Raw genomic sequence first — 24,919 nt, forward strand, 5'->3', positions numbered from 1 at the left:
GTTGATAAGATGAAAACACACAACAATAGACGGATATTTTCTTCAAAAAAGACAAATCTATATACACTTACCATGCTCATGGCCGCCGGTCTCATTCTCTCGAGCTGTAAAGGCAATCCATTGCCGTTAGGGGATGCTGCGGAATCCAGCGTAGCTTCTACTAAGAATGCAACAGCTCCTGTAACGTTCTGGGTGGCAACAGATACCCATTATCTCGATAAGGACCTTCAGGATGGCGGAGCAGCCTTTCAGGCTTACGTGAACGGAGGGGACGGTAAAATCCTGCCCTATAGTGACGAACTTATGGAAGCCCTCGTCTATGATACACAACAGAAGAAGCCAGGATTTTTGATTCTCAGTGGTGATCTTACCAATAACGGGGAAGCAAGCAGCCATAAGAAGCTGGCGGAGAAGTTGAAACGTGTGGAAGCTTCAGGCACCGATGTCTATGTCATTCCTGGTAATCATGACTTGAATAATCCCTGGGCGAGATCGTTCACAGCAGACAAGCAGGTCGTTGCGGAGCATATCACTCCGGAGGATTTTACAAAGCTGTATTCTGATTTCGGCTATAGTGAAGCGATCTCACGTGACAAGGACAGCCTAAGCTACCTCGTTCAAGCGGCACCTGGACTATATCTACTGATGATTGACAGCAGCCAGTATGCCAACAATGAAAGCTACGGATTTCCCCAGACGGACGGCCGCATCCTCCCTTCTACCCTTTCCTGGATGGATGAATGCGCGAAGCTGGCAGCTGAGAAACAGGCCTCGATCATTACGGTGATGCATCATAACCTTCTGAGCCATACCTCCATGTCTGTATCAGGATTCAAGCTTAACAACAGTCAGGAAACCATGAAAACACTTCGCAAGGACGGGCTTAATCTTGTATTGTCCGGGCATATCCACATGCAGGATATTGCACGCGACCCAGATCCTACGACAGACGGTACAGCTGGTTCAGGAGATCCTCCGGTCTATGATATTGCTACCAGTGCCATGGCCGTGAACCCGCATCAATATGGGGCAATGCGCTTTGATCCTGCTACCCGTGCAGTCACTTATCACACTGCAGCAGTAGACGTTGAAGGCTGGGCCAAGGCCACCGGAAATACCGATCCTCACCTGATGGCCTTTAAAAGCTACGCCGAGGGTGTATTCGCCGGGCAATCCTATAACAAAGCGATGGCCCGCCTCAAAGACTCCACCTTCAGTGAAAGTGAAAAACAATCGATGGCTGAAGTAATGGCCCGGTTGAACGTGAATTATTTCGCCGGGACTGCTGGCAGTGCACTGGATGAAATCAAGTCTATGCCGGGTTATGCACTATGGATGGGCATGGATGGCGGCTTCATGTCCGGTTATATACAGAGTATGGCTCAGGATAAAGTGCTCAGCAATGTCTCGCTTGAAATGGTATTGACGCAACCCAAATCATTGCCTCAATGAAGCTGCACGACGTGGCACGTCAAAAAACCGGAACCTCTTGGTTAAGAGATTCCGGTTTTTTACTGTTCATGATTGTTTACGGACGGTCAATGTAGATATAACCATCTTCATCTTTTTCTACCTTGGCATGAAGCGCTTCTGCCAGCAGACGAAGCGGCACATAAGCATCACCATATTCGTCAACAAATACCGGCTGGGCAAGCTTCACTGTCTTTCCGTTGATCAGAACCTTGTCAGAGCCGATTTTGAATACCAGCTTATCTCCATAGACGTCATCGGTGACATTGATGGCGCGGTTAGCTCCATCCCACTCCACTACAGCATCCATATCTTCCGCCAGATATCGCAGTGGCACATAAGTGGTGCCTCCTTCAACAATCGGATAATAGTAATCATCATCCGGTGCAATCATCAGAGATTTCGCAGTGATATTCATATCATTCTTGAGCATGTTATATACATCTGAACCTGGCTCAAAGCTTCGGAGTGTCTGTCCCGGAGTAAGATCGGCAGAAGACATATCCATCGCTCCGTTAGTCGATATCGGGTTCGCCGTTACCGCACCATTCACATTCCAGGTTTGTGTATCCATTTTGAGGGAAATGCTCTGAAGAGGCAGATCCTCGCTGGCTGGTAATGCGACAAAGAGATTGATATTCTGCTTACGCACATGGAATCCACTGTCCACAAACATATCGATATTCAGCTTGGTCTCTTTACTGAGGATGGTTTTCAGTTCAGGTGTTGAAGCGTAAAGATTATCCAACTGTTTGTCATAGACAAGCAGGAGTGCATCTACAGCCAATTTGGCCGCATCATGCGCTACAGTCACTACACCTTCCTTGTTTTCCAGTGGAATTTCACCCAGTCCCAGATCGCTGAGTTCATCTGCGCCTATACCATTCGCTTCCAGAAGCGGGTACAGATAATCATAGAGACCGCTGATGAAATTGGTAAAGCCCTCAGTATCCTTGGAGATGGATTTCAGGAAGCTCTTTATAAGCGCCGGCATCTCGTCGCCCGTAATCTCCGTATGTAGCTTAGTTAAATTCAGCTGTTCACCATATACAGATTCATTTACAGAGGTCACGCTAATCGCGCCGGGATTCGGCAGATTCTTCACCACGAACGAAGTCAACAGTTTGGAAATCTCCTGTGCCTTGTTCTGGTCAAGCCCTTTAATGCCCATGGATTCCTCGTACCCTTCAATTGGGTAGTAGAATGGCTGTTTAGCACCTTCTGCGGTAAAGACAACAGCCTCTTTATCCATAAAGAATGTAAAAGGAATAGATAATTGCTTATAGCCTACAACTCCGGCAGCAGATATGTTGCCATTATCCTGAAGCTTCATACTGCTAAGGTTCAAGGAGAACGAATTGATAAGATCTACCATTTCTTTATCTTCCGCACTAATTCCTGCGGCAGGCACAGCCTTGAGTGACATGGTGGTGCTGGATTCGGAAGATTTCACATCCAGATCTCCCAAAAGCGCCTTGCTTACATCAAAACCCGCCACACTCTGGCAACCCGCCAGAATTAGCAGCACCGCGAGAATCGGGAGTAACCACTTGGTTCTTGCTTTCATTTTCTTCATAGCATGTCTCCTCTAGTTATATTTACAATCTATATCCATCAACTCTAAAGAGGGAGGATCGGGTAGTAAAGGGTGTAACCGGTAACAGGATTATATTGTAAACAGACCCCGCCATTCTATAAATACCCATTCCTGAAAAAACAGAATCTTCACTAGGGCAAGCAAGGCCAGATGGGCCGGATAGAATGACCACCAGATCCAGCGCGGCAGCCGTTTGTTCTCAAGCAGCCTCCAGAAGCCCGGAGCTGTTGCTATGAGAATGGTAGGCACGACACTGAACATTTGGACCAGCCAGCCATAATAGTACAGATATACGCCATTCAGCACGAAATGGGCCAGAATCAGCCAGTAGGAACGGGCATAACGGAAGATCAGCACCAGCAGCAAACCATAGGCATTATAATCTAGTGGCAGCCGGTCCATGAGAATAAACGCAAAAATCACTACAGGAATGCCGTACCAGAGGCTTGGCAGCTTATCCAGAATAAACAACACAACCGCAGAGAGCAGCAAGGTAAAGACGACATTCCACCCGCCCGGATCAAGCGCCAGATTATAGGGAATCTGAGCAAACAGCGCAATCCACAGCAGCCGCCGCAAATAACGAGGTCTTGATGATGTATGTATATGCCCTTGCACCAGCGCGTAGCAGTATATTGGAAAAGCAATTCTCCCCACATATCTCCAGGCCATTTCCCCCGGAAAAAAAATGTAGCCGATATGATCAATCAGCATGGTCACCATCGCGAGAATCTGCATCTGAAGCCTCCAGTTGAATGATTAAGGGATCACTATGACTTCGTCGATGAAATGATCCATAAGGTCCAGACTATGTACAGGAATTATAGTGATACAGCCATATCATTTGCGGTCTACAGCTTACACTGATATCGGCTAACTCAAGTAAGGATATCGGACTTAGGATCATTGAACTGTCCTCTTTCCATCCGTGTATTGAGAACATTATAGCAGAGGTGTTAGCTTTTTACTAAGAAAGTACTGCCAATTTTAAATACCTGATCAAAAAAAAAGAACCCTCCCTTGTCATACCAGGAACGGTTCCACCTATCTTTTCTTTCTATCAAGTCTATCCGCTTCGCTTATGCGGTCTTTGATTTATTGTAAATATCAAAACCTACTGCCAGCAGCAGCACCAGCCCCTTAATGCCCTGCTGCCAATCGACACCGAGGCCGATGAGAGACATACCGTTGTTCATGACGCCCATGACCAAACCGCCGATAATGGCGCCCACCACTGTTCCTATCCCGCCTGAAGCAGATGCTCCTCCGATGAAGCAAGCCGCGATGGCGTCCAGCTCGAAGTTGGTGCCGGCTTTGGGTGTCGCCGAGTTCAGACGTGCTGCAAACACCAGACCGGACAGCGCTGCAAGCACGCCCATGTTGACGAATACCCAGAAGGTGACACGTTTGGTTTTGACACCGGAGAGACTGGCAGCCTTCTCATTGCCGCCTAGTGCGTAAATGTGCCGTCCCATCGTCATATGATTCATAACAAAGGAATAGATGACGATCAATACCATCAAGATCACCAGAATGTTCGGAATCCCGTTATATTGGGCAATAACATAGGAGAACAAGTTAATGACAATCACGAGCGCCGCAGCCTTGGCAACGGACAGCCAGACAGAGGTTTGCTCAAATCCGTATTTTATAGATATTTTCCGGTTGCGGAACTCCTGGTACACAACCAGCACGGAAAGTACAACGCCCACAACTAGTGTAAGGACATTCAGCGAGCTGCCGCCAAAGAAATCCGGGATGAATCCCGAGCTGATCTTTTGAAAAGTTTTGGGGAAAGGCGCAATGGACTGGCCATTCAGCACAATCATCGTCAGCCCCCTGAACAGCAGCATCCCCGCCAGTGTTACGATAAACGCAGGAATTTTGATATAGGCGACCCAGAAGCCCTGCCAGGCTCCAACCAGTGCGCCCATCAGCAGCGAAAGAATAACCGCCAGCACCGGGTTCATATGCATATCCACCATCATAATCGCTGACAGTGCCCCGATAAAAGCGGCTACGGAGCCTACTGAAAGGTCGATATGTCCAGTGATGATCACAAGCACCATCCCGATTGCCAGCACCAGAATATAGCTGTTCTGCAGGATGAGATTGGTTACATTAAGCGGCTTGAGCAGAATACCGTCTGTAAGAATTTGAAAGAAAATCGAGATAAAGATCAAAGCAATGATCATGCCGTATTGGCGGATATTCTTTTTAAAAATTTCACTAATTGCTCCCATGACGTGCTACCCCCTGCTTCGTGTCATATATTTCATCAGCAGCTCTTGTGATGCATCCTGCCGTTCAACCTCGCCGCTGATGCGGCCTTCGCACATGGTATAAATCCGGTCACACATCCCGATAATCTCCGGCAGCTCAGACGAGATGACCAGCACCCCTTTGCCCTCTGCCGCCAGCCCATTAATGATGGAGTAAATTTCATATTTGGCTCCCACATCGATGCCACGTGTAGGCTCATCAAGAATGAGGATATCCGGCTGGGCATAAATCCATTTGCTGAGCACAACCTTTTGCTGATTGCCTCCGCTGAGATTCACCGTTTTCTGTAAAATACTTGGCGTCTTGATGTTCAGCTTCCTGCGGTATTCCTCGGCGACCAGCACTTCCTCGTTCTCATTAATGACACCCCGGCGGGACAGTTTCTTCAGGCTGCTGAGCGAAATATTCCGTTTGATGTCGTCGATCAAGATGAGTCCATAATGCTTGCGGTCTTCCGTTACATAGGCCAAACCACTGTCGATCGCTTTGTTGATATCATTCAGATGAACCTCTTTGCCATGCATGTACAGCTGACCGCTGATCCTTCTGCCATACGATTTGCCGAACACACTCATTGCCAGCTCCGTCCGCCCTGCTCCCATGAGTCCGGCAATACCAACCACTTCCCCGCGCCGGATATGAAGGTTGATCTTGTCAAGCATTTTGCGGCCCGCCTGAGTCGGATGGTAGACTTCCCAATCGCGGATTTCGAAAATGGTCTCACCCAGGTCCGGTGTCCGCTCCGGATAACGGTTGGTCAGATCACGGCCCACCATGCCTTTAATAATGACATCCTCGGTAACCTCATCCTGCTTCATATCCAAAGTGCGGATTGTCTGCCCATCCCGTAGAATGGTCACAGAGTCGGCCACCTTCTCAATTTCATTCAGTTTGTGGGAAATGATAATTGAAGCAATCCCGCGCTTTTTCAGCTCCAGAATCAGTGTAAGCAGGTTTTCACTGTCATCTTCATTCAGTGCTGCTGTCGGTTCGTCGAGTATGAGCAGCTTCACCTCTTTGGACAACGCCTTGGCGATTTCCACAAGCTGCTGCTTGCCTACACCGATCGTCGATACCCGGGTGAACGGCGATTCGCTGAGGCCAACGGTCTGAAGCAGCTCCTTGGTTTTCACCGTCGTCGCGTTCCAGTTGATCACCCCGCGCGTTGCCTGCTCATTGCCGAGAAAAATATTCTCCGAGATAGACAGATACGGAATCAGAGCCAGCTCCTGATGAATGATGACAATCCCCAGGCTTTCACTATCTTTAATATCCTTGAATTGGCAGACCTGCCCTTGAAATAAAATATCCCCTTCATACGTTCCATGCGGATAAACTCCGCTCAACACCTTCATCAAGGTGGATTTCCCGGCTCCGTTCTCTCCGCAGAGCGCATGAATCTCTCCGGCTTTGACCTGCAGGTTCACGTTGGACAGTGCCTTGACCCCGGGAAAGGTTTTGGTAATGCCCTTCATTTCCAGAATCACTTCGTTCATTGCCTCTCACCCAGCTTTCCATTAAGACTGTAGCAGCGGTTATAGCGGCGGCAGCCTTTTTCACGAATTACCGCCGCATTCCCGCTAAAAGCATTCCAACCGGTTATTTGCCGAGTTGTTCTTTGGTATAGTAGCCGCTGTCTACCAGCACTTTATCTACATTGGCAGCATCCACAGATACGGGCTCCAGCAGATAGGAAGGTACAATTTTGACTCCATTGTCATAAGTGGTGGTGTCATTGACTTCCGCTTCCGTACCGTTCAGTACACTTTCCGTCATTTCTACCGCTTTTTTGGCCAGCTCGCGGGTATCCTTGAATACAGTCTGTGTCTGCTCTCCAGCCAGAATGGACTTAACGGAGGCAAGCTCGGCGTCCTGCCCGGTAACAACCGGAAGCTTCTTGTCGCCTGAACCGTAGCCCACGCCTTTCAGTGAGGAAAGGATCCCAATGCTGATACCATCGTAAGGGGACAGGACAGCATCCAGGTTATCGCTGGCGTAATTGGCACTCAGCAGGTTATCCATCCGGGCTTGAGCAGCTGCTCCATCCCAGCGTAGTGTAGCTACCTGATCCATTGTAATCTGCTTGCTGCGGACAACCAGCTTGCCCGAATCAATGTAAGGCTTCAGGATTGACATCGCTCCGTCAAAGAAAAAGTAGGCGTTGTTGTCATCCGGCGAACCGCCGAAAAGTTCAATGTTAAACGGGCCTTTGCCTTCTTTCAGGCCTAGTTTCTCTTCAATGTAAGAGCCTTGCAGTACACCGACTTTAAAATTATCGAAGGTAGCATAATAGTCCACATATTCACTTTTCTTGATCAGACGGTCATAGGCGATAACTTTTACGTTAGCATCATGCGCTTTTTGCAGGACGTCCGTCAGGGCTTCACCGTCAATCGAAGCAATAACAATGGCCTTCACGCCTTTGGTAATCATATTCTCGATCTGAGATACCTGGTTCTCAACGACATCCTCCGCGTATTGCAGGTCCGTACCGTAACCCAGACTCTTGAATTCTTTTACCATGTTGTTGCCGTCGTTCACCCAGCGCTCCGAGGACTTCGTCGGCATCGCGATGCCCACCTTGCCCTTCGTTCCTTCCGAACTGCCGCCGGAGCTGTTCCCTCCGTTATTGCCGCAAGCGGATAAAACCAGTACAAGTGCCAATGCCAGCATGAGTAATGAATACTTTTTCATCTCTGCGCTACCCCCTGAACTATTCTGTTGTCCCAGGCAGTCTGCCCGTTTGACAAGTTGAGTATAGCAAGGGGAACAGGGGTCCGTATTTACACTCAGGCTACTGTTTTTATAAAATCCAAACTTTTGTTAGCGTTTTCAAAAATGATGTTTATGTTGAACTTTTGATTTATTTAATCGGCCTTGGTCGTGACTGCGGTGAATGTTTGGGCTTCCGGCCGCTGTTATGTTTGGATTTCCTGATTTAAACCGTTGGCTACGGGTGAAATCCAAACATAAAGGCGGACACTACCGCTCCTCCAGCTCCAAACTTCACCTCCGCCACTTCTGACCTTTGGTAGGTCTTTCGTTCATCTTAAATGAAATGAGAATAAATAAACCACATGCGGGATTAGCCGCATGCGGTTTATTTTACAGTCTATGAGTCTAGTCTTGCTCTTCCCCACGGCTTGCTCGTTCTCCATCTCCCGGCAGTACACCTTTGCGGAACTGCAGAGGAGATACGCCTGTATGCTTCTTAAAGGCAGTGCTGAAATAATGCTGAGTTTCGTAACCCGAGCGTTCCGCCACTTCGCCTACGCTAAGTTCGGTTGAATGCAGCAGCTGCGCCGCTTTACGGATACGGATTTGGGTCAGATACGTCCCGAAGGATTCACCCAGCTCCTGTTTGAACAGCCGGCTGAGATAGACCGGTGAGGCTTGAAGGCTGCCGGCGATGAATTCCAGAGTAAGCCCGTATTCACTAAAATGCTCAAGCATGTACTGCCTGGCTCTGCGGACCAGGGGTGACAAAGGCTGTTCTTTGGAGAGGTTCACTCTGCATTTGCGGTAGGCGGCTGTCAGACCTGTGGTATCTCCCTCAACAGGCTCTATGCCAACTTCAACGGCAATCTTGAGATGGCTTCGCACTACGGCTTCAACCCCGGCCAGCACCGGTTCTCCTGCCGCATCCCATAACAAAATAATGATTTGACCTGCCGTGTCCCGGAAGATCACCTTTATAAAGTTTTGAAGCAGCTCTGATACAATATTCTCTATTGCAAAAAGAAACAGCTGACGTTCTTTCTCCTGTAGACCGGAATTCTGCGCTTCCCATCTCCAGCGGATTATGGCGACTACTTCTGGACGCTCCTGTGGCAGCTGCAGGAAGTGCAGCTGCTCCCGGATCTCACCCTGGCTCAGATTCCCCTCCAGCCATTCCTGGCAGAAGCGTTCTCTCAGCAGCGGGAAATTCTTAATAATCTGCCGGGAAGCCTGCTGGAGATGCTGGTTCTTTTGCTTCTCCGAGACCAGCTGATCCCTGACCCCGCGAAGCACCTGCATCAATTGCTTGGGCTCGGCAGGCTTGAGAATATAGTCATGCACCTGAAGACGGATCGATTCCTGTGCATAGGAAAATTCATCATGGCCGGTAATGACGATGATTTTACATTCAGGCCGCTGCTCCCGCAGCTGCTTCATTAGTTCAATGCCATGCATGATGGGCATGTTCAAATCTACTAATGCTATATGCACTCCATGCTGGACGGCTAAATCCAAGGCCTCCTCACCGTCTTCCGCTTCCGCAACGACCTGCAGCCCCAGACCTTCCCAATCCACACATTGTCTTATCCCATCACGGATGATCGCTTCGTCATCGGCAATCATTACTTTCCAGGTATCCATTGCTATACAGCTCCTTCCCTTTCAAATTCAATCCACAGGATAGCTGTCGTGGACAACCGGATGACGCACAGTCACTACCGTCCCCACCCCGCGTTCACTTTCAATTTGCAGCCCATACGGTTCTCCATAAGTGAGCCGGATTCTGGCCTGTACATTCAGAATGCCATAGCCGCTGCCCGCACTGTCCGGCAGCGGCTGTTCGATGTCTCCCGCATCTCCGGCATTGCTGCCAACAGCCGCAAGACGCTTCTGCAGCATGGCGAGCCGCTCCGCTGTCATCCCTGCCCCGTCATCGCGGACCGTCAGATATAGTTCACCTGCTTGCTGTGCCACCTCTATGGATATATGGCCGGGACCCCGGCGCTCCTTGATGCCATGGTAGATCGCGTTCTCTACAATGGGCTGCAGAAGCAGCTTAAGCACGTACAGCTCATCAAGCTGCGGTTCCACTTCAATGTGGTAAGCCAGCTTGCTGCTGTAACGCACCTGCTGAATCTTCAGATAGCTCACCATATGCTCCAGCTCGTCGGACAATGGAACCAGATCACTGCCTTTACTGAGGCCCAGCCGGAACAGCTTGGATAAGGATTGAACCACTTCGGCTATATCCTCCGCCCCCTTACTGCGGGCCATCCAGTGGATCGTATCCAGTGTGTTATAGAGAAAATGCGGTTTAATATGCGCCTGCAGGCTGCGCAGCTCCGCTTCCCTCTTCTGCCGGGCCTGCAGCTCCGTAAGCGAGAGCAGCCGGGCAATCTGCGCCAGCATGGAGTTGAAGCTGCGGCCCAGTAGCCCAATTTCGTCGGAGCGGTTGCCCCAGTAACGGATCGTCAGATCACCGGACTGCGCCTTGCTCATAAACGAGGCCAGCTGGCCGATGGGGCGCGAAATGGAATACGCCAGATAGAACGAGGCCGTCATCCCAAGCATACAGACTATAAAAACAAAGGTGACCACATTAAACGTAATCTCCCGTACCCCAAACGCCGATTCCTCCATCGGGAACACACCCACCGTTGTCCACCCCGTAAAGGATGAGGTCCGGTAAATGAGCTGCAAATGTCGGCCAGCCGCGGTCTCTGAAGTAATGCCCGAGGTTTCGGTGAGTAACCCTTTCGGGATATTTTTCATAAAAGGATGCTGTGGAGCATAGATCGTCTCCCCGCTGCTGTCGACGATAGTAAGATAACCCGTTTTGCCAAGCGTGACATCTCTGGCCGTTTCGGCGATAACTCTCAGCTTCAGATCAATTAGCACTACCCCCTGAACGACCTGGGTCTCGGGATCAACGATAGCTCTTACGGCAGACACCACTTCGCTCTCCTTATAGTCAACATGCGACCTTACAGCACGGCCATATGGGTGACCGATGATTTTGAAGATCCCTTTATTGTTTACAGCTTCTTTGTACCAGGCCTCGTTCTTCACAGCTGTGCCCGGACGGGTATACATCTCATTGCTGATAAATTCGCCTTCTCGATTAACCAGCATAATCCCGGCAATCTCCGAACTAAGGGTCGTAAAGCCCTGAAGAAACTTGCGGATGTTATATTCCGCGGGCTCCCGGCCTTCAGCCCCTCTCATAGCTTGCACCGGATCGTTCATTGAACCGTTCAGAAAGGCCTGTACGCCGGGGTCAAAAGAAATCAGGTAGGTGATCTTCTGGAGATCTTCCACCTCATTTTCCAGTGAGGCATTGACCTTACCGATGAGCTGCATCGTATTCTCATTGCTTCGTTCCTCCACAATCCGGTCGACCGTCCAGCCGATCAGCAGCCCCAGTCCGATGGAGGGTAGAATGCTGATCAGGAGAAAATGAATGATCAGCTTATAGCGGATCGGGAGGTTATTCAGCTTCAGCTTTTCCATATTCAGGCCACTCTTGCGCATCGGCGGTTCCTCCCCTGCGGTTGATTACTTGGCATAGTAATTCTCCACATTGGCCCGGGTCACCACATCAATCCCGGTATCAACCTTATCCGGCACAGGTCTTGGCTTGCTGCCATCGTAGGCATTCGGATCTTCCTGCAAATCACTGTGCAAATGGAACAGCTCTGTCAGCGACCAATACCCCATGTTCCAGGTTCCTTGCGCCATGGTCGCGGCAATCCTGCCTTCTTTTACAAGGTCGAGCGTCCGTTTATCTGTATCGAAGCTGATTATTTGCACAGTGGAATGATCTCCCTGCTGCGCCTGCACGGCTTCAGCCACGCCAATTCCGCCGTTCGACTCCGTGGCGAATATTCCTTGAAGCTTCGGATATTGAAGCAACAGCTGCTCTGCCGCTTGCCTTGATGCTATCTGATCTCCATGGCCGTCCTTGACCGAAACCAGTTTCATCTCCGGAAACTCACTGCGGATCGTGTGGCTGAATCCATCGGTGCGCTCCTGGTGATTGTGCTGATCTGGTGTTGTTATAACCGCCACTTCACCTTTCCCCCCGGTAAGCTCGGCCATTTTGCGGGCAGCTTCAACGCCGGCGTTGTAATTATCCGTTCCGAGAAAAGAATACGCTTTGCTGTCGGGTGCCCCCGAGTCAAACAGCACCACCGGAATTCCGCTCTCCACCGCTTTGTTAATCGTAGCCGTCAGAAGTTTAGAATTCACCGCTGATATAGCGATTCCCGCCGGCTTTTTGGCAATCGTCTGCTCCAGCACTGTCATTTGCTCACTGGCATTATGCTGGGTTGAGCCATGATATTCTACGGAAACATTCAGTTCCTCTGCCGCATCCTCAAAGCCTTTCAACACACTTTTCCAATAATCGATACCGATCTGAAACGTTACCATTACGTACTTATCTTCAATATTTCCGCGTAGGCCGGCGGTTTCCCACGGGTCCTCCGGGCTAGGCTGCAGCTTGTAATTCAGCACATAAATCAGGAAAAGGCCAATCAGAAGCACATACACAAGCCCCAGCTTTTTCAAAATGTAACCCCTTTCAATATTTAAAATAATAACAATTACTGCTTAGCCGCTTTCACCCTCATATGTTAAGTCCAACATGCTGAATCCGTCAATTGATGTACCAGAAATCCCCTTTCCGGACTACAGAATACACAAAAGAACCCCGCGATAACAGCGGAGTTCTCGACATTAAGAGCATTATTTCCCTGGAACATTTCTTCTATTCAGAACATCAAATCCTCTGCATACCCTTTTCCTTCCAATAGATCATACTCCACCATACGATAGTCGTCCAGTAACGACTGCTGTGCAGACGTCACGGTGGTTATCGCGTCCGAAGCGCCGATCAGCACGTTTTTACTTAGACCGGGTAGCTGTGCCTGCACCTGTTCCAGCATTTTATAGAACGGCGGCAACGATTGTCCTGACAAGTTGAACACAGTGGGTCCAAGATAGGCAGGGCTCAGCGTTCCCAGCGGCTTCTGGCCGATGTCAAAATTAGCAAGGATCATCAGCTTGGTTTCATGCTTCAGCCGCGGTTCCTGATCCCAACCGGCATCAGTATAGATTCCCGCCGACAGCGCTGGCAGATGGTCCCCCCAGAACACGGTAATGGTCGGCCGTTCAATCGTCTTCAGCTCCTGCTGCAAATAAGACAATGCCTCGTCGGTCAGCCGCGTATCCTGAACATACGTTTCCAGCTCATCTTTCCAGGAAGCCTTGGCACCTTGCACGTTAATGCTATTCGGGCCATTCAGCCCTTTGGTAAATGGAAAATGATTCTGCATGGTAACCATATGCAAAAAGGTTGGAGTATCTGCCGCCTTCAGTTCACGGATAGCCTCCTGCACAGCAGCTTTGTCGGAAATATAGCCGTCCGGAGTCATCCGCTCTGCATCCGGTAAATCCTTCTCACTCGTAAAGCGGTCAAACCCGAGTACAGGATACACCCGGTTCCGGTTATAAAATGTTTCATCGAACGGATGTACTGCCAGTGTCTGATAACCTCTGTCCTTCAGGATACTCACGATGGAGGGCAATGAGGACATTTTGACAATACGCTGCTGGTAAGGAATCGACCCGTCCCCCAGAAAATACATCGACATTCCCGTCAGCGCTTCAAATTCCACATTCGCTGTATTGCCGCCGAACTCAGGGGAGAGCAAGTATCCTGCAGGGGTCTCACTTTCTTTCTGATGAATGAATGACAGCGGATCTTCGCTTAAGGTAACACCAGGCAAACGGGTGGGATCAAAAAACGCCTCATCCATCATGAACATAATGTTCGGCTGTTCCACAACAGTTTGCGCAGCAGTCGTATCCGGTAAGGAGCTGTATTTTGCAGCAATAGCTTCTATCGTCCCGCGGCTATAGCCTTCCGGTTCCTCCAGCAGATTCTGTCGGAGATTTCCTGTAAATGCGAACACAAAGCCATTCTGGGAATAATTCACCTTCTGGTTCCAGAAAATATTCTGGTAATTCAGCGAGGAAGCAAACGTGGTTTGCCCGCTAACCATCACGATGAAACCGGCTACCATACCCGCTGACACCGCAGTGAGCAGCATACGCAGCGGCAACTGAACTTTGATCTTGGGAAGCTTAAGCAGCAGCCACACTCCTGCAACGATCACCAGAAGAGCAAACCCTGCCGCAAGCGGTGATATCATGCCTTTGGTGATCTTACTCATTTCTCCGGCGTTCTTCACCAGCATCAGATCCCAAGGAAATAGAGGCTCCCCAGTCGTCCCTTGCTTCTTATAATTGGCGATGCCCAGCAGAAGAATCAACAGTGTTCCAACCACCGGGCCAATATACAGATTGGGTAAAATTGCCGAAAAGGCTAAAAGGATAAAGAAAAAGAACAAGCTTCCGCCTACATACAGCCAATAGGAATTCCCGATCCAATGCAGCACACTCATGAAATTCATGTCCAGTGAAGCCGCTTGAATAAAAAAGTTCAGCACAAAACCGCCCAGCAGTAAGCTAAGCAGCAGAACACCCAATTTTTTGGAAGGTAGAACATAACGCATCATTTTCACTCCTATCTGTACTAAACGTACAGTATACGCCTCTTAGCTTAAAGGAGCATTAAAACATATTCACAAAATTAAATCCATGTAAATTAATTGTTAATTTCCACAGGAAAAGCCGCCACGACATTCGTTCGTCGTGACGGCTTACCCAAGTCATATTTTTGGGGTATTCGCCTACACTCAAGCCCAGGAGAGCGAAGTGGAGAAAGTGAACTTAATCCCGCCGAATACAGCAATATTGAGGGTTTAGGTGGAAAACGGATACTTAATCCCGCCATAATCCCCTACCCGCAGCGAAATCAGCTAGATTAGGGATACTTTCCACTTACGCCGCGGCGGGGAAAGTAATCGGGCCGATTACTGATCCCTTTTCCATTTTGACTGCTCATGAGACTCCGGGAAAAAACTTCATTCTTTACAGAACAACTTCTTGACGACTTCCACGTTCCAACAACAACGTTCTGCTATTATTGATTACAAATTATTTTACATAAATCCGGCTGGTTTCTTCCCAATATTCGCCCGGTTCCAGGCCAAACAAACCGATATCATCTGCAGGAAGATCTACCTTAGGAGCATTAACCAGATTAATCTGCGGTTCCGGACAAAAGAATCCTTCGGTGGCGCCATTGTTCCAGATCATCCATTGCTTATAGGAAGTACCCACATCGTATACGAGTGTGACTCCTGCCTTGCTGTCCGTAAGTTCCATACGGTTGCGTCCATTCTGTGCGGCTGCGGTGTAATGATTGTCCATTGGCGCATAGAAAGGGTACAAGCCCTCGTCGCGCAGAGCAATCTCATCTGAGGTCAATTCCTGGAAGGATCCGGTCGGCAGCATGCGGTTGCTAAGCTCCCAACGGTTCCCGATGGTCAGCTTCACCCGGTAATCCTGAGGGGTGCTTCCCGGTGCAAAAGGTGCGTTAATCGCAGTGTGGAAAGCAAGCAGACAGGGCATAAGCTCCTCACCATCATTATGCACCAGGAGTTGCTGGGACAGGCCGGATTCGCCAAGGCTATAGCGCAGTTTGACCGTATATTTGAACGGGAGGTATTGATAGGATGGATGATTCTCATCGACCTTAATGAACACCGTGACGAAGCTCTCATTCACACCGCTGCCGAATTCTTCTACCTGCCAAGCCGCTGTATGCAGGAACCCGTGCAGATGGTTGTGAGTAGTTGCTTCATTTACCGGGAGATGATAGGTTTGTCCGTTCCACGGAAACTCCCCGTCCTCATAACGGTTCGGCGGAAACAGTACTGGGATTCCGTGAATTCCCGGGTTCGCCTTGAACGCTTCCATCTCATCCGCACCTGGTTCATGCAGGAAACGGTAACCGTTTTCGGTATCGCGGAAGCAGATCAGATTGCCGCCAATACCCGGCAGAATGGCTGCCTCATACCGGCCTGCTTTTAGCCAAACTGCAGCCTCTCCTTCATATAGTCCTTCGTAAGCTGTAATTGTCATTGTGTGTTTCTCCCTTCCATAATCTCAAAATGACGCTCTCCTAGATAGATTACCACATCTGCCCAGGAGGGAATATGTCATTTTTACAACTGTTCCACTTCCACGCTCATCACATGCTCAATTTTTTTTACGTCATAATAGATTTCCGTTGAGTATTCGCGGTCCGGGGCAGAAATGAGCATATCGATCATTTGTCTTCCGTCGTCCAGATCCTTGATTTTCATCCGCCGGATCGTCCTGCCGTTCTTCTTCGACTTCCGGGATTCGACGACATGACGTTCTTCAATTTTCTGAATCACATCAGTCAGCACATAATTAGGCTCCATGATGATTTTGACAGAGATTTCATGCTTGTTCAGCACCTCAGGCCCAATAACCTTGATTAGATGCGGTACAGCATTGACAGCGAACATCAGCAGTACGACTGCATACCCGGCTTCCACATAAAAGCCTGCTCCGACCGCGATTCCGATCCCGGATGCCGTCCAGATCAGAGCAGCGGAGGTGAGACCTGAAATTGCATCCCCGCCCCGCCGGAGAATTACGCCTGCTCCGAGAAACCCGATCCCGCTGACAATCTGTGCCGCAAGACGCATCGGGTCCATATTGGGATGCTCCGTTCCGCCAAATTTGTCGTAAGCATGAATGGAGACGAGTGTCACCAGACAGCTCGCGATACTGATGACCATACTGGTCCGGATCCCCAGCGGTTTCTGTTTCAATTGCCGGTCGATTCCGATGAACAGCCCGAACAGCATGGCCACAAGCAGTTTGATAATCGATTCCATGTGCAGATTAAGATCCATATTCATAAGTGCCCTCTCTTCTAAGACGATAAAAATAGTATACCTAAGCAGTAACGCCTGCGCCATCTTTAATACAGGAGTCTGCATATTTTACTGAATAGCCGCGAATGCGACCCGTCATTAAAACACGAAGAAACGGTATTGCTGTACTCTGCTACGCTTACAGCCTGCAGGGCTGTACAAGTGCAGACGACAGAATCCGTTTCTCCAGACAACTGCTTCATTAAAGGTATGCTTACTTACTATCGGTTAGAAGAGGTTACCCATGCAGCAATGATTCGGCACCATCGCAAAAGATTTCCGTCCCGGTAATGTGGTCAGAGTCATCTGAAGCCAGGAACAGCGCCAATTTAGCCACCTGATCCGGACGCCCTGGCCCTTTTTCGAGCGGCTCTCCGCCGTCCGGGAATTCCACAGCGATCTGCACTTCCTTCAGGTCCTCGGATGGATAGGTGTTATCGTCAATATTCGTAGTGATTGCACCCGGGCATATCGCATTGACACGTATTTTGTACTGGGCGAGCTCCAGCGCGGCCATCTTCATAAAAGCGACTTGACCCGCCTTGGTAGTACTGTAAGCTGAGAAGCCGATATTTGAAAAGACACGGTTGCCGTTAATGGAACTGTTGATCAATATGCTGCCGCCATTCTTTTTCAGGTAAGGAATCGCATATTTGACGGTGGCAAAGGTACCCCGAAGGTTGATGTTCATAGTCTGGTCCCAGGACTCGATGTCCATCGTTTCAATCGGTGTCATCGCTCCATTAATACCGGCGTTGGCGAAGACAATGTCGAGTCTGCCCCATTTGGCAGCGGCCTGCTTCACCGCCTCTTCCACCTGCTGTGGTTCTGCAATGTCACATTCAATGACTACGGCTTCTCCACCTTCCCCCTCCACCGCCCGGCGTACCTTCTCGGCATGCTCGACCGTACGGTCAAGCATTACAATTTTCGCCCCGTTCCGGGCAAACTCCAGCACGGACGCCCGTCCGATACCAGATCCGCCTCCGCTGACAATGGCTACCTTGCCTTGAAGCTTTTGTTCTGCCATACCTGATGTCCCTCCTAAGTAATTACGCGTACTAGTTAAGTTGTTTCCCTAACTTATACCTCGCATACCCGGGAGTGAATCGGCAAAAGGTGGGCTGTCTGTTGCATTTCAACAGAACAGCACACCTTTTCTCATTCACATCTAGCCCTTGAGACCGCTTGTGCTGATGCCATCCACAATCTGCCTCTGGAAGATGAAGAAGATCAGCATAACCGGTGCCAGACTCAATACGGACATGGCGAACATCGGCCCCCAGTTGGATACGGACTCGCTGTCCAGGAACATTTTGAGGCCCATGGATACCGTATACTTGGATGGAGAATTCAGATACAACACCGGTCCGAGCAGATCCTCCCAGCGCCAGTAAAAGGAGAAGATGGCTGCTGTTGCCATTGAAGGCCGGATCAACGGAAGGATAATTTTGTAATAGAGTCTGAACTTCCCGCAGCCGTCGATTGTTGCCGCTTCATCCAGTTCGCCTGGAATGGTGCGGATGAACTGTAGCATCAGAAAGATAAAGAACGGGACTCCGAAGAACTGCGGGATGACGATCGGACGAATACTGTCCAGCCAGTTCAGCTTCGTATAAATGATATATTGGGGTACCAGTACGACATCTGAAGGCAGCATCAGCGTCATCATCATGATCCCGAACCAGAGGCCATGGCCGGCAAATTTATTACGGGCAAAGCCGAACGCAACCAGCGATGAAGAGATTACTGCACCAAACGTAGCTACGATAACGATTACAAAGGAGTTCTTGATGAAGACACCGAAGGAATATCCGGCTACCCCTTCCCAGCCTTTGGCGTAATTGCCCCATTCCCAGGGATGAGGAAGCAGGGTCTGAGCTGTAACAAACACCAGCCGGCTTTCCTTGAAGGAACTCATGATCATCCAGAGAATCGGGTAGAGCATGATGATGGCGAGACCGCCTATAAGAATGTGATAGATCGGCCACTTGATTTTATTCTTCACCATGGCTCACTTTCCCCCTCCCGATTCGTAGAAGACCCATGATTTGGATGTTTTGAACAGAATGCCTGTCATAACACCCACCAGCAGCAGCATCACCCAAGCCATGGCGGAGGCATAACCCATGTTGTTGAACATGAAGGCCTGGCGGAACAAATACAGGGAATAGAGCATGGTACCGTCCATTGGGCCGCCCTCGCCTTTGGAGATGATATAAGCAGGTACAAAGGTCATGAATGCGCTGATCGTCTGCATAACCATATTGAACAAGATGACGGAGCTTAGCAGCGGCAGGGTGATTTTGAAAAATTTACGGAAAAAACTCGCCCCGTCCACACTTGCTGCTTCATACATCTCTCCTGAGATATTTTTCAAGCCAGCCAGGAAAATAAGCATCGATGAGCCGAACTGCCAGACCGATAAAGTAATCAGCATGAATAGTGAGGCATTCGGATCACCGAACCAGCTAACCGGTCCGAGGCCGAAAAATCCCAGCATTCCGTTGATAATTCCGGTATCACTAAAAATATTGCGCCACATGATGGAGACTGCCACGCTGCCCCCGATGATGGAAGGCAGGTAATACACCGTACGGTAAGCTCCCACCATCTTGGATTTGGTATTCAGAATCATCGCTACGAACAAGGCGAAACCCAGCCTGAGCGGCACACCTACGAACACATATAACAGCGTGACCTTAAGGGAATGCAGGTATTTCGGATCGCCGTCGAACATTTTAATATAGTTGTCGAATCCGATCCAGCGCGGTGGAGCGAACAGATTATACTTCGTAAAAGACAGATACAGGGATATGACCATCGGCACCAGTGTAAAGCACAAGAAACCGACAACGAATGGACTGATAAAGGCATAACCCGTCAAATTCCGGCGCAGCCGCTGGCCCAGCGGTTTCTTCGCACTATAGGAACGACGGCTTGCGGTAAGGGGATTGCTTAAGCCCAACGTTCTCCAACTCCTATCTAGTTAGATTCACAGTATGGTTAGCACCGGTTTAGCGGTTCGCCAGAATCTCGCTGGCTTCTTTGCGGAACTGTGCTGCTGCAGCATCCGGTTTGATCTGGCCAAAGTTCATTTGCTCCGCAAGGTCGGTCAGCAGTGCAACCACTTCAGGCGAACCCACTGGAGGACTCATTGGTGAAGTTTTAGGTTCCATATCTGCTACGAACTTGAACACCTGTTTGCCGGAATCTGTTAATTCCGTAGCGAGGGACTCCTTGATTTTGCTTGAAATCGGTACGCCGCGTTCACCCTTGATCAGCTTGTTCGCCTCAGCATTGTTGGTCCAGAAATCAATAAACTTGGCTGCTTCCTCCTTGGACTTGGAGTTCGCTGTAACCGACCAGTACATGCTTGGCTGCATATACAGGCCTTTTTCCATATCCGGACCCGGCATTGGGGCCAGCTCCATCGGACGGTTCACAGCGATTTGTAGCGCCACATACTGGTTCGACCACTGCCACATGCCTATTCCGGTGCCTTTGACGATGTCCGATTCTTCGATAACGCCTTTGTTCTGGCTCAGCTTGTCTTGTGACGGTACTGCTCCTTTGGCAATCAGATCCGATGTCATCCCGAAAAAGTCCGTGAACAGCGCATCATCATCGTACCCCAGCGCGGAGCCGTCTGTATTGTAGAGTGACAGGCCTTTCGTACGCAGATAGTAGTTGAAGAAGATATCCGCAGCCATCGAGGAATCCATGAAAAGTCCGGCGTCTTTGGCTTTCATGGCTATCTCCTTATACTGATCCCAGGTCCAGTTCTCAGGAATCGCGTCTACACCGGCTTTCTTCAGCAATGCAGGGTCGTATTGGAATCCAAGTACATTCACTCCCAGTGGAATACCGTATTGTTTGCTATCAATAACTCCGGTAGACAGTACATTTTCATTCACGTCACCCACCTGGATCGTCTTGTTCAGGTAAGGCGTCAGATCCTCCAGCTGGCCGTTAGAGCCGTATTGATTAATATAGGATACGTCCATTTGTACAATATCAGGGAGGCGGTTAGCTGCAGCTTGGGGAGCAAGCTTTTTCCAGTAATCGTCAAAAGATGCGTATTCCGGTTCGATCTTCACATTTGGATTCTGTGCTTCATACATATCAATGACTTGCTGCGTGTACGAATGACGCGTATCGCTGCCCCACCAGGCAATCCGCAGCGTTACAGGCTCTGAAGAACTGGCAGCCGTTGCTTTCGCCGGTTGATTGGTTGCTGCGTCGGCCCCAGCGGCATCCTTAGTGTTGTTATTGTTGCCGCCGCATCCGGCCAGCATGGACAACAGCATCGGAACAGCCAATAATGCGAATCTCTTTTTCAATTGGATATCTCCCCTTTTCGTAAAGTGAGTAGGAAGTCCAGTTAGACTGGTAACGCTTCCATGACTAAATTTTCTCAAATTCCGCCACTTTCTTGAATACAAAAAACCGTCATCTTTGTTCAATAATCAGGTTCAAGTGTTCTATTCCTTACTGGGGCTTCATAAAATCCGTCGGCGTCTTCCCGGTCACCTTCTTGAACACCTGGCTGAAATATTGCGCATTGCCGCCAAATCCGTACAGCTCTGCCAGCTCAAATACCTTCACATCGCCGCTGCGGATAATATGCTCGGAGGCTTTGCCAATCCGGTAGTTGGTGACATAGTTGGAGAATTTCTCACCGGTCACTTTTTTGAATATTTTCCCGAGGTAGTCAGGATTCATATACAGCATCTCTGCGGCCACCGAGCCTAGCGACAGCTCCGAGTTCTGGTAATCGGCCTGGATGATGTGGAGCATTTTATCAACTATCGCAGATTGGCGGGTCACAAAATGGCGGTCATACCTGGCGGTAAGCCGCTCTGCAGCATTCATGACAGAAGCTCTTAGACTCCCTAGTGTACCGAGCTCTGCAAGCTCTGCCAGACCCGAAGTAAAACGGCCCCGCTCGTCGGGAACGCATAACCGGATCATCGCCGAGTACAGCTGCAGCACATAGGAACGCGTCACATTCATATCAAAACGCTGGTCTGCAAGCACGCCGAATAAGCGGTCCAGCTCGTTCACAACAGCATGCCGGTCCCCGGCTTTGATCAGCAGACAAATCTGCTCCTCATGCAGATCTATCTCGCCATGGCCGCTAAGCTCATCAGAGGGTATATCACTTCCGGTGATCAGACTGCCTTCTTCGAGGTAAAACCGGTGATTCATACACTGCAGCGTCTGCCGGTACAGACAACGTGACTCACTCATCCGTCCCTTGTCACTGACAGCGATCGTTACATGGATTTTGTAAAAGTTAAAAAAGATCTCCTTCACGCTAGCAATCCGTTCGAGCAGATCATGCTGAGGGTCCGCTTCTTCAGGCTGTTCCAGCAGGATCAGCAGCTGGGAGCCAATAGTCGTACAGAGGAGCAACTCACTAAGCATATCCTGGGCTATATTTTGTAGAGCGAACAAATGCTCATACTCAACAGACTCCTCCAGCCTGAACAGGATGAGCCGGACACTTTTGCCGCCCAGCTCAATGCCGAACAGCTCCTGGTAATAATCGAGGTCGTGGCTCCCGTACGTTTTATTGGATATCCATTCCTTTAGGAACTGTGCTTTGACATGAGGCAGCACCTTGGTGAGGCGATGCTTCATCTCGGTGACGAATTGCTCGCGGCGGCTCTCCTCATTGAGCTCCTGCACAAGCTCGGTCAGCGCCTCATGAATCTGCTTCTCATTGCAGGGTTTCAGCAGGTAATGCCTCACTCCATGCTGCATGGCGCTGCAGGCATAATCAAAATCCTTATACCCGGTCAGCATTACAAACTTTATCCCGGGATACTGTACGCTGCAGTGGTCCACAAGCCCAAGCCCGTCCAGCCCCGGCATGGAAATATCAGTGATTATAATGTCCGGTTCCAGCTTCCCGATTTGTTCCAGTGCCTCAATGCCGTTGCGTGCCGTCCCCACCAGCTCGGTACCTGCCAGCCCCCAATCCACCACTTGGGAGATCCCTTCCAGAATCAAGCGTTCATCATCCACCAGCAGCAATCTGTACATGTCTGATTTCTCCTCTCCAATACGGAATGTGTACATGAATCGTCGTGCCGGCTCCAGGTGTACTCTCTATTTCCGTTCCCCATTCCTGTCCAAAAACTATCTGAATACGCTCTGTGATGTTTGCCAGCCCGATCCCCTCGCCACGCGTCTGGATTCTGCCCTGCTGCAGCTCGCGGATGAATTCCGCCGTCATTCCCGGACCGTTGTCACTGACCCTAAGATCCAGCCCGTTCTCGGTCATAGAGATAGAGATCGAAATAAGGCACGGCTCAATATTCGGCTCCAGCGCATACCGGATCGCATTTTCTACCAGCGGCTGCAGTGTCAACTTCGGAATCAGCGCATCCAGCAGGTCATCAGGCACATCCAGCCGGAAATCCAGACGCTCCTCAAATCGGGTGCGCTGGATAATAACATAGCTGCGGACGATATTCAGCTCCTTTTCCAGGGAGATCAGCGGGTCTTTCAGTCCGATCGAGCTCCGCAGCAGAAAGCCAAGCGCCTCAACCATTTCAGATATTTGCTTCTGCTTGTTGACCTTCGCCAGCCAATTGATCGATTCCAGCGTATTGTACAAAAAATGCGGGTTAATCTGGGCTTGAAGCGCTTTCAACTCTGTCTCTCTAATCACAAGCTGCTTGGCATAATTCTCGTCGATGAGCTCCCGGATCCGGCGGATCATCATTTTGAAGGTGCGGTTCAATTGGCTTACCTCATCCTGTGCGGTCTGCGAGACATAACCTAACGCCTGCTCCTCCAGATTGTCCAGGTCGCCCTTCTCGATCCGCCTCATCTTTTCGGTCAGCTTCGAGATGGGCCGGGCAATGCTTCGTGCCAGCCGGTATCCCAGCAGCAGCCCCAGCAGCAGGATACAGCCAAAAATAACTACAACCAATCTTTTGATAAAGGTGATCTGCCTGAATATTTCATTGAAGGGCGTAGCATTAACATAGGTCCAGTCCATATAAGACGAGTTCGTTTTGGCTACAAAATAGGTGCCCTTGCTGTAACTGACGGTCCTGTAGGATTCCTGACGCCGCACCTCCTCGGCCAGTTCCTGCGGCAGCAGAAGCGGATCTCCAGGGTATATGGACTCTCCGGTACCCTTATCCATTACAATGAGCTGGCTTCCATCCTCCGCCATGCTGGTACTGTCAGCTATAATCCGCTCGACGCGGATACGGATAACAAGCGTTCCCAAATTGTCCAGCGTGAAGGTGGAGCCAGTGTACGATTTGATTTGTCTTACTGCCAAAAGTGAATTTTTACTTCCCTGGGTATACCATACATTACTGCCTGCACCTTCGATGGCGAGCGGTTCGAGCTGGTCCTGCAGAGCTTGTGACAGCCCTTCCCGGTTGCCCGCAGTCATCACACCATCGTTCGCGTCCAGCATCATCATGGAATACACATATTTCTCCGCACCTGCAAAGGCCACCAGCCGGTTGATGATTTTGTTGTGGAGCAGTTGTCTTTGATACGGGGAAGGATTGTCCAATAATTGCCGCAGGCAATTCTGGATCTGTTCATCCGAAACGACGGTGAAGGATAGCTGCTCCAGCTCTTTCAGTTCATTTTCGATGCTGATCGAGGACATGCCCAGCACCTCAGAGGCTTTTTCATAAATTTGATGGTCATAGATACGATACACATACTGCAGGAAGACCAGCGAGAACAAAAACGACAGCAACAGCAAAAACGAAATTAGCATAATCATCTTGCTAAAGATTCCTGAGTTTTTGAAAGCGCTCTTATTTTTGTAAAACATCATGTGTCTCACTCTGCTTTCTCCTTGGATATAAAACCTATACTTCATTATATATTAATCGAAAGTTCCTCCCATGGTAATATAAACCAAAAAAACTTGGAATTCAGTCACATTTGACTGAATTCCAAGTTTCGGTTTACTCATTGCATACTC

General features: G+C 49.7%; 18 protein-coding genes. 1 reads left to right on the forward strand and 17 read right to left on the reverse strand.

Annotated features, from left to right (window positions below):
- The first annotated feature begins 9 nt into the window (after nt 1-9).
- Nucleotides 10-1,452: a metallophosphoesterase gene (locus tag A3849_RS19010; RefSeq protein ID WP_074112842.1), complete on the forward strand. Its 1,443-nt coding sequence runs from the start codon at nt 10-12 to the stop codon at nt 1,450-1,452.
- A 76-nt stretch (nt 1,453-1,528) separates the two neighbouring features.
- Here the strand turns inward: A3849_RS19010 and A3849_RS19015 are convergent, their stop codons facing one another.
- The 17 genes from A3849_RS19015 to A3849_RS19095 form a co-directional block, all read right to left on the reverse strand.
- Nucleotides 1,529-3,046 carry a copper amine oxidase N-terminal domain-containing protein gene (locus A3849_RS19015; protein ID WP_083613589.1) on the reverse strand — a complete coding sequence of 506 codons (1,518 nt, stop codon included), beginning with the start codon at nt 3,044-3,046 and terminating at the stop codon, nt 1,529-1,531.
- Between the two features lie 90 nt (nt 3,047-3,136).
- The gene (locus A3849_RS19020) at nt 3,137-3,805 is read right to left on the reverse strand and encodes a TraX family protein (RefSeq protein ID WP_074112843.1); all 669 of its coding nucleotides are present in this window, start codon (nt 3,803-3,805) and stop codon (nt 3,137-3,139) included.
- A gap of 341 nt (nt 3,806-4,146) precedes the next feature.
- Nucleotides 4,147-5,310, reverse strand: coding sequence for a multiple monosaccharide ABC transporter permease (gene mmsB / locus A3849_RS19025; RefSeq protein ID WP_074112844.1), 1,164 nt, complete (start codon nt 5,308-5,310; stop codon nt 4,147-4,149).
- A 6-nt stretch (nt 5,311-5,316) separates the two neighbouring features.
- Nucleotides 5,317-6,846: a multiple monosaccharide ABC transporter ATP-binding protein gene (mmsA, locus tag A3849_RS19030; RefSeq protein WP_074112845.1), complete on the reverse strand. Its 1,530-nt coding sequence runs from the start codon at nt 6,844-6,846 to the stop codon at nt 5,317-5,319.
- Between the two features lie 103 nt (nt 6,847-6,949).
- Nucleotides 6,950-8,044 carry a multiple monosaccharide ABC transporter substrate-binding protein gene (gene chvE, locus A3849_RS19035; protein ID WP_074112846.1) on the reverse strand — a complete coding sequence of 365 codons (1,095 nt, stop codon included), beginning with the start codon at nt 8,042-8,044 and terminating at the stop codon, nt 6,950-6,952.
- 426 nt (nt 8,045-8,470) lie between these two features.
- Nucleotides 8,471-9,709, reverse strand: a complete 1,239-nt coding sequence (locus tag A3849_RS19040) for a response regulator transcription factor (RefSeq protein ID WP_074112847.1) — start codon at nt 9,707-9,709, stop codon at nt 8,471-8,473.
- Between the two features lie 27 nt (nt 9,710-9,736).
- Nucleotides 9,737-11,599, reverse strand: a complete 1,863-nt coding sequence (locus A3849_RS19045; protein WP_074112848.1) for a cache domain-containing sensor histidine kinase — start codon at nt 11,597-11,599, stop codon at nt 9,737-9,739.
- A gap of 24 nt (nt 11,600-11,623) precedes the next feature.
- Entirely contained in the window at nt 11,624-12,637 is a 1,014-nt protein-coding gene (locus A3849_RS19050; RefSeq protein ID WP_074112849.1) for a substrate-binding domain-containing protein, read from the reverse strand.
- A gap of 203 nt (nt 12,638-12,840) precedes the next feature.
- Nucleotides 12,841-14,646 (reverse strand): LTA synthase family protein, encoded by a 1,806-nt coding sequence (locus tag A3849_RS19055; protein WP_074112850.1) that lies wholly within the window; start codon nt 14,644-14,646, stop codon nt 12,841-12,843.
- Between the two features lie 484 nt (nt 14,647-15,130).
- A complete protein-coding gene (locus A3849_RS19060) occupies nt 15,131-16,120 on the reverse strand; it encodes an aldose 1-epimerase (protein ID WP_074112851.1) in 990 nt (329 codons plus the stop codon).
- An 83-nt stretch (nt 16,121-16,203) separates the two neighbouring features.
- Nucleotides 16,204-16,926: an MgtC/SapB family protein gene (locus A3849_RS19065; RefSeq protein ID WP_074112878.1), complete on the reverse strand. Its 723-nt coding sequence runs from the start codon at nt 16,924-16,926 to the stop codon at nt 16,204-16,206.
- 259 nt (nt 16,927-17,185) lie between these two features.
- Nucleotides 17,186-17,977, reverse strand: coding sequence for an SDR family oxidoreductase (locus A3849_RS19070; protein WP_074112852.1), 792 nt, complete (start codon nt 17,975-17,977; stop codon nt 17,186-17,188).
- A gap of 141 nt (nt 17,978-18,118) precedes the next feature.
- On the reverse strand, nt 18,119-18,958 hold the full coding sequence (locus tag A3849_RS19075) for a carbohydrate ABC transporter permease (RefSeq protein ID WP_074112853.1): 840 nt from the start codon (nt 18,956-18,958) through the stop codon (nt 18,119-18,121).
- Between the two features lie 3 nt (nt 18,959-18,961).
- The gene (locus tag A3849_RS19080) at nt 18,962-19,858 is read right to left on the reverse strand and encodes a carbohydrate ABC transporter permease (RefSeq protein WP_074112879.1); all 897 of its coding nucleotides are present in this window, start codon (nt 19,856-19,858) and stop codon (nt 18,962-18,964) included.
- 106 nt (nt 19,859-19,964) lie between these two features.
- Complete coding sequence (locus A3849_RS19085) at nt 19,965-21,290, reverse strand: ABC transporter substrate-binding protein (protein ID WP_074112854.1); 1,326 nt, start codon at nt 21,288-21,290, stop codon at nt 19,965-19,967.
- Nucleotides 21,291-21,438: 148 nt separating this feature from the next.
- The gene (locus A3849_RS19090; RefSeq protein ID WP_074112855.1) at nt 21,439-22,998 is read right to left on the reverse strand and encodes a response regulator; all 1,560 of its coding nucleotides are present in this window, start codon (nt 22,996-22,998) and stop codon (nt 21,439-21,441) included.
- Nucleotides 22,973-24,766 carry a sensor histidine kinase gene (locus A3849_RS19095; protein ID WP_083613593.1) on the reverse strand — a complete coding sequence of 598 codons (1,794 nt, stop codon included), beginning with the start codon at nt 24,764-24,766 and terminating at the stop codon, nt 22,973-22,975. The genes A3849_RS19090 and A3849_RS19095 overlap by 26 nt, the downstream gene beginning before the upstream one ends.
- Nucleotides 24,767-24,919: the final 153 nt, after the last annotated feature.

This window comes from Paenibacillus sp. P46E (assembly GCF_001909095.1).
GTDB lineage: Bacteria > Bacillota > Bacilli > Paenibacillales > Paenibacillaceae > Paenibacillus_AQ > Paenibacillus_AQ helianthi.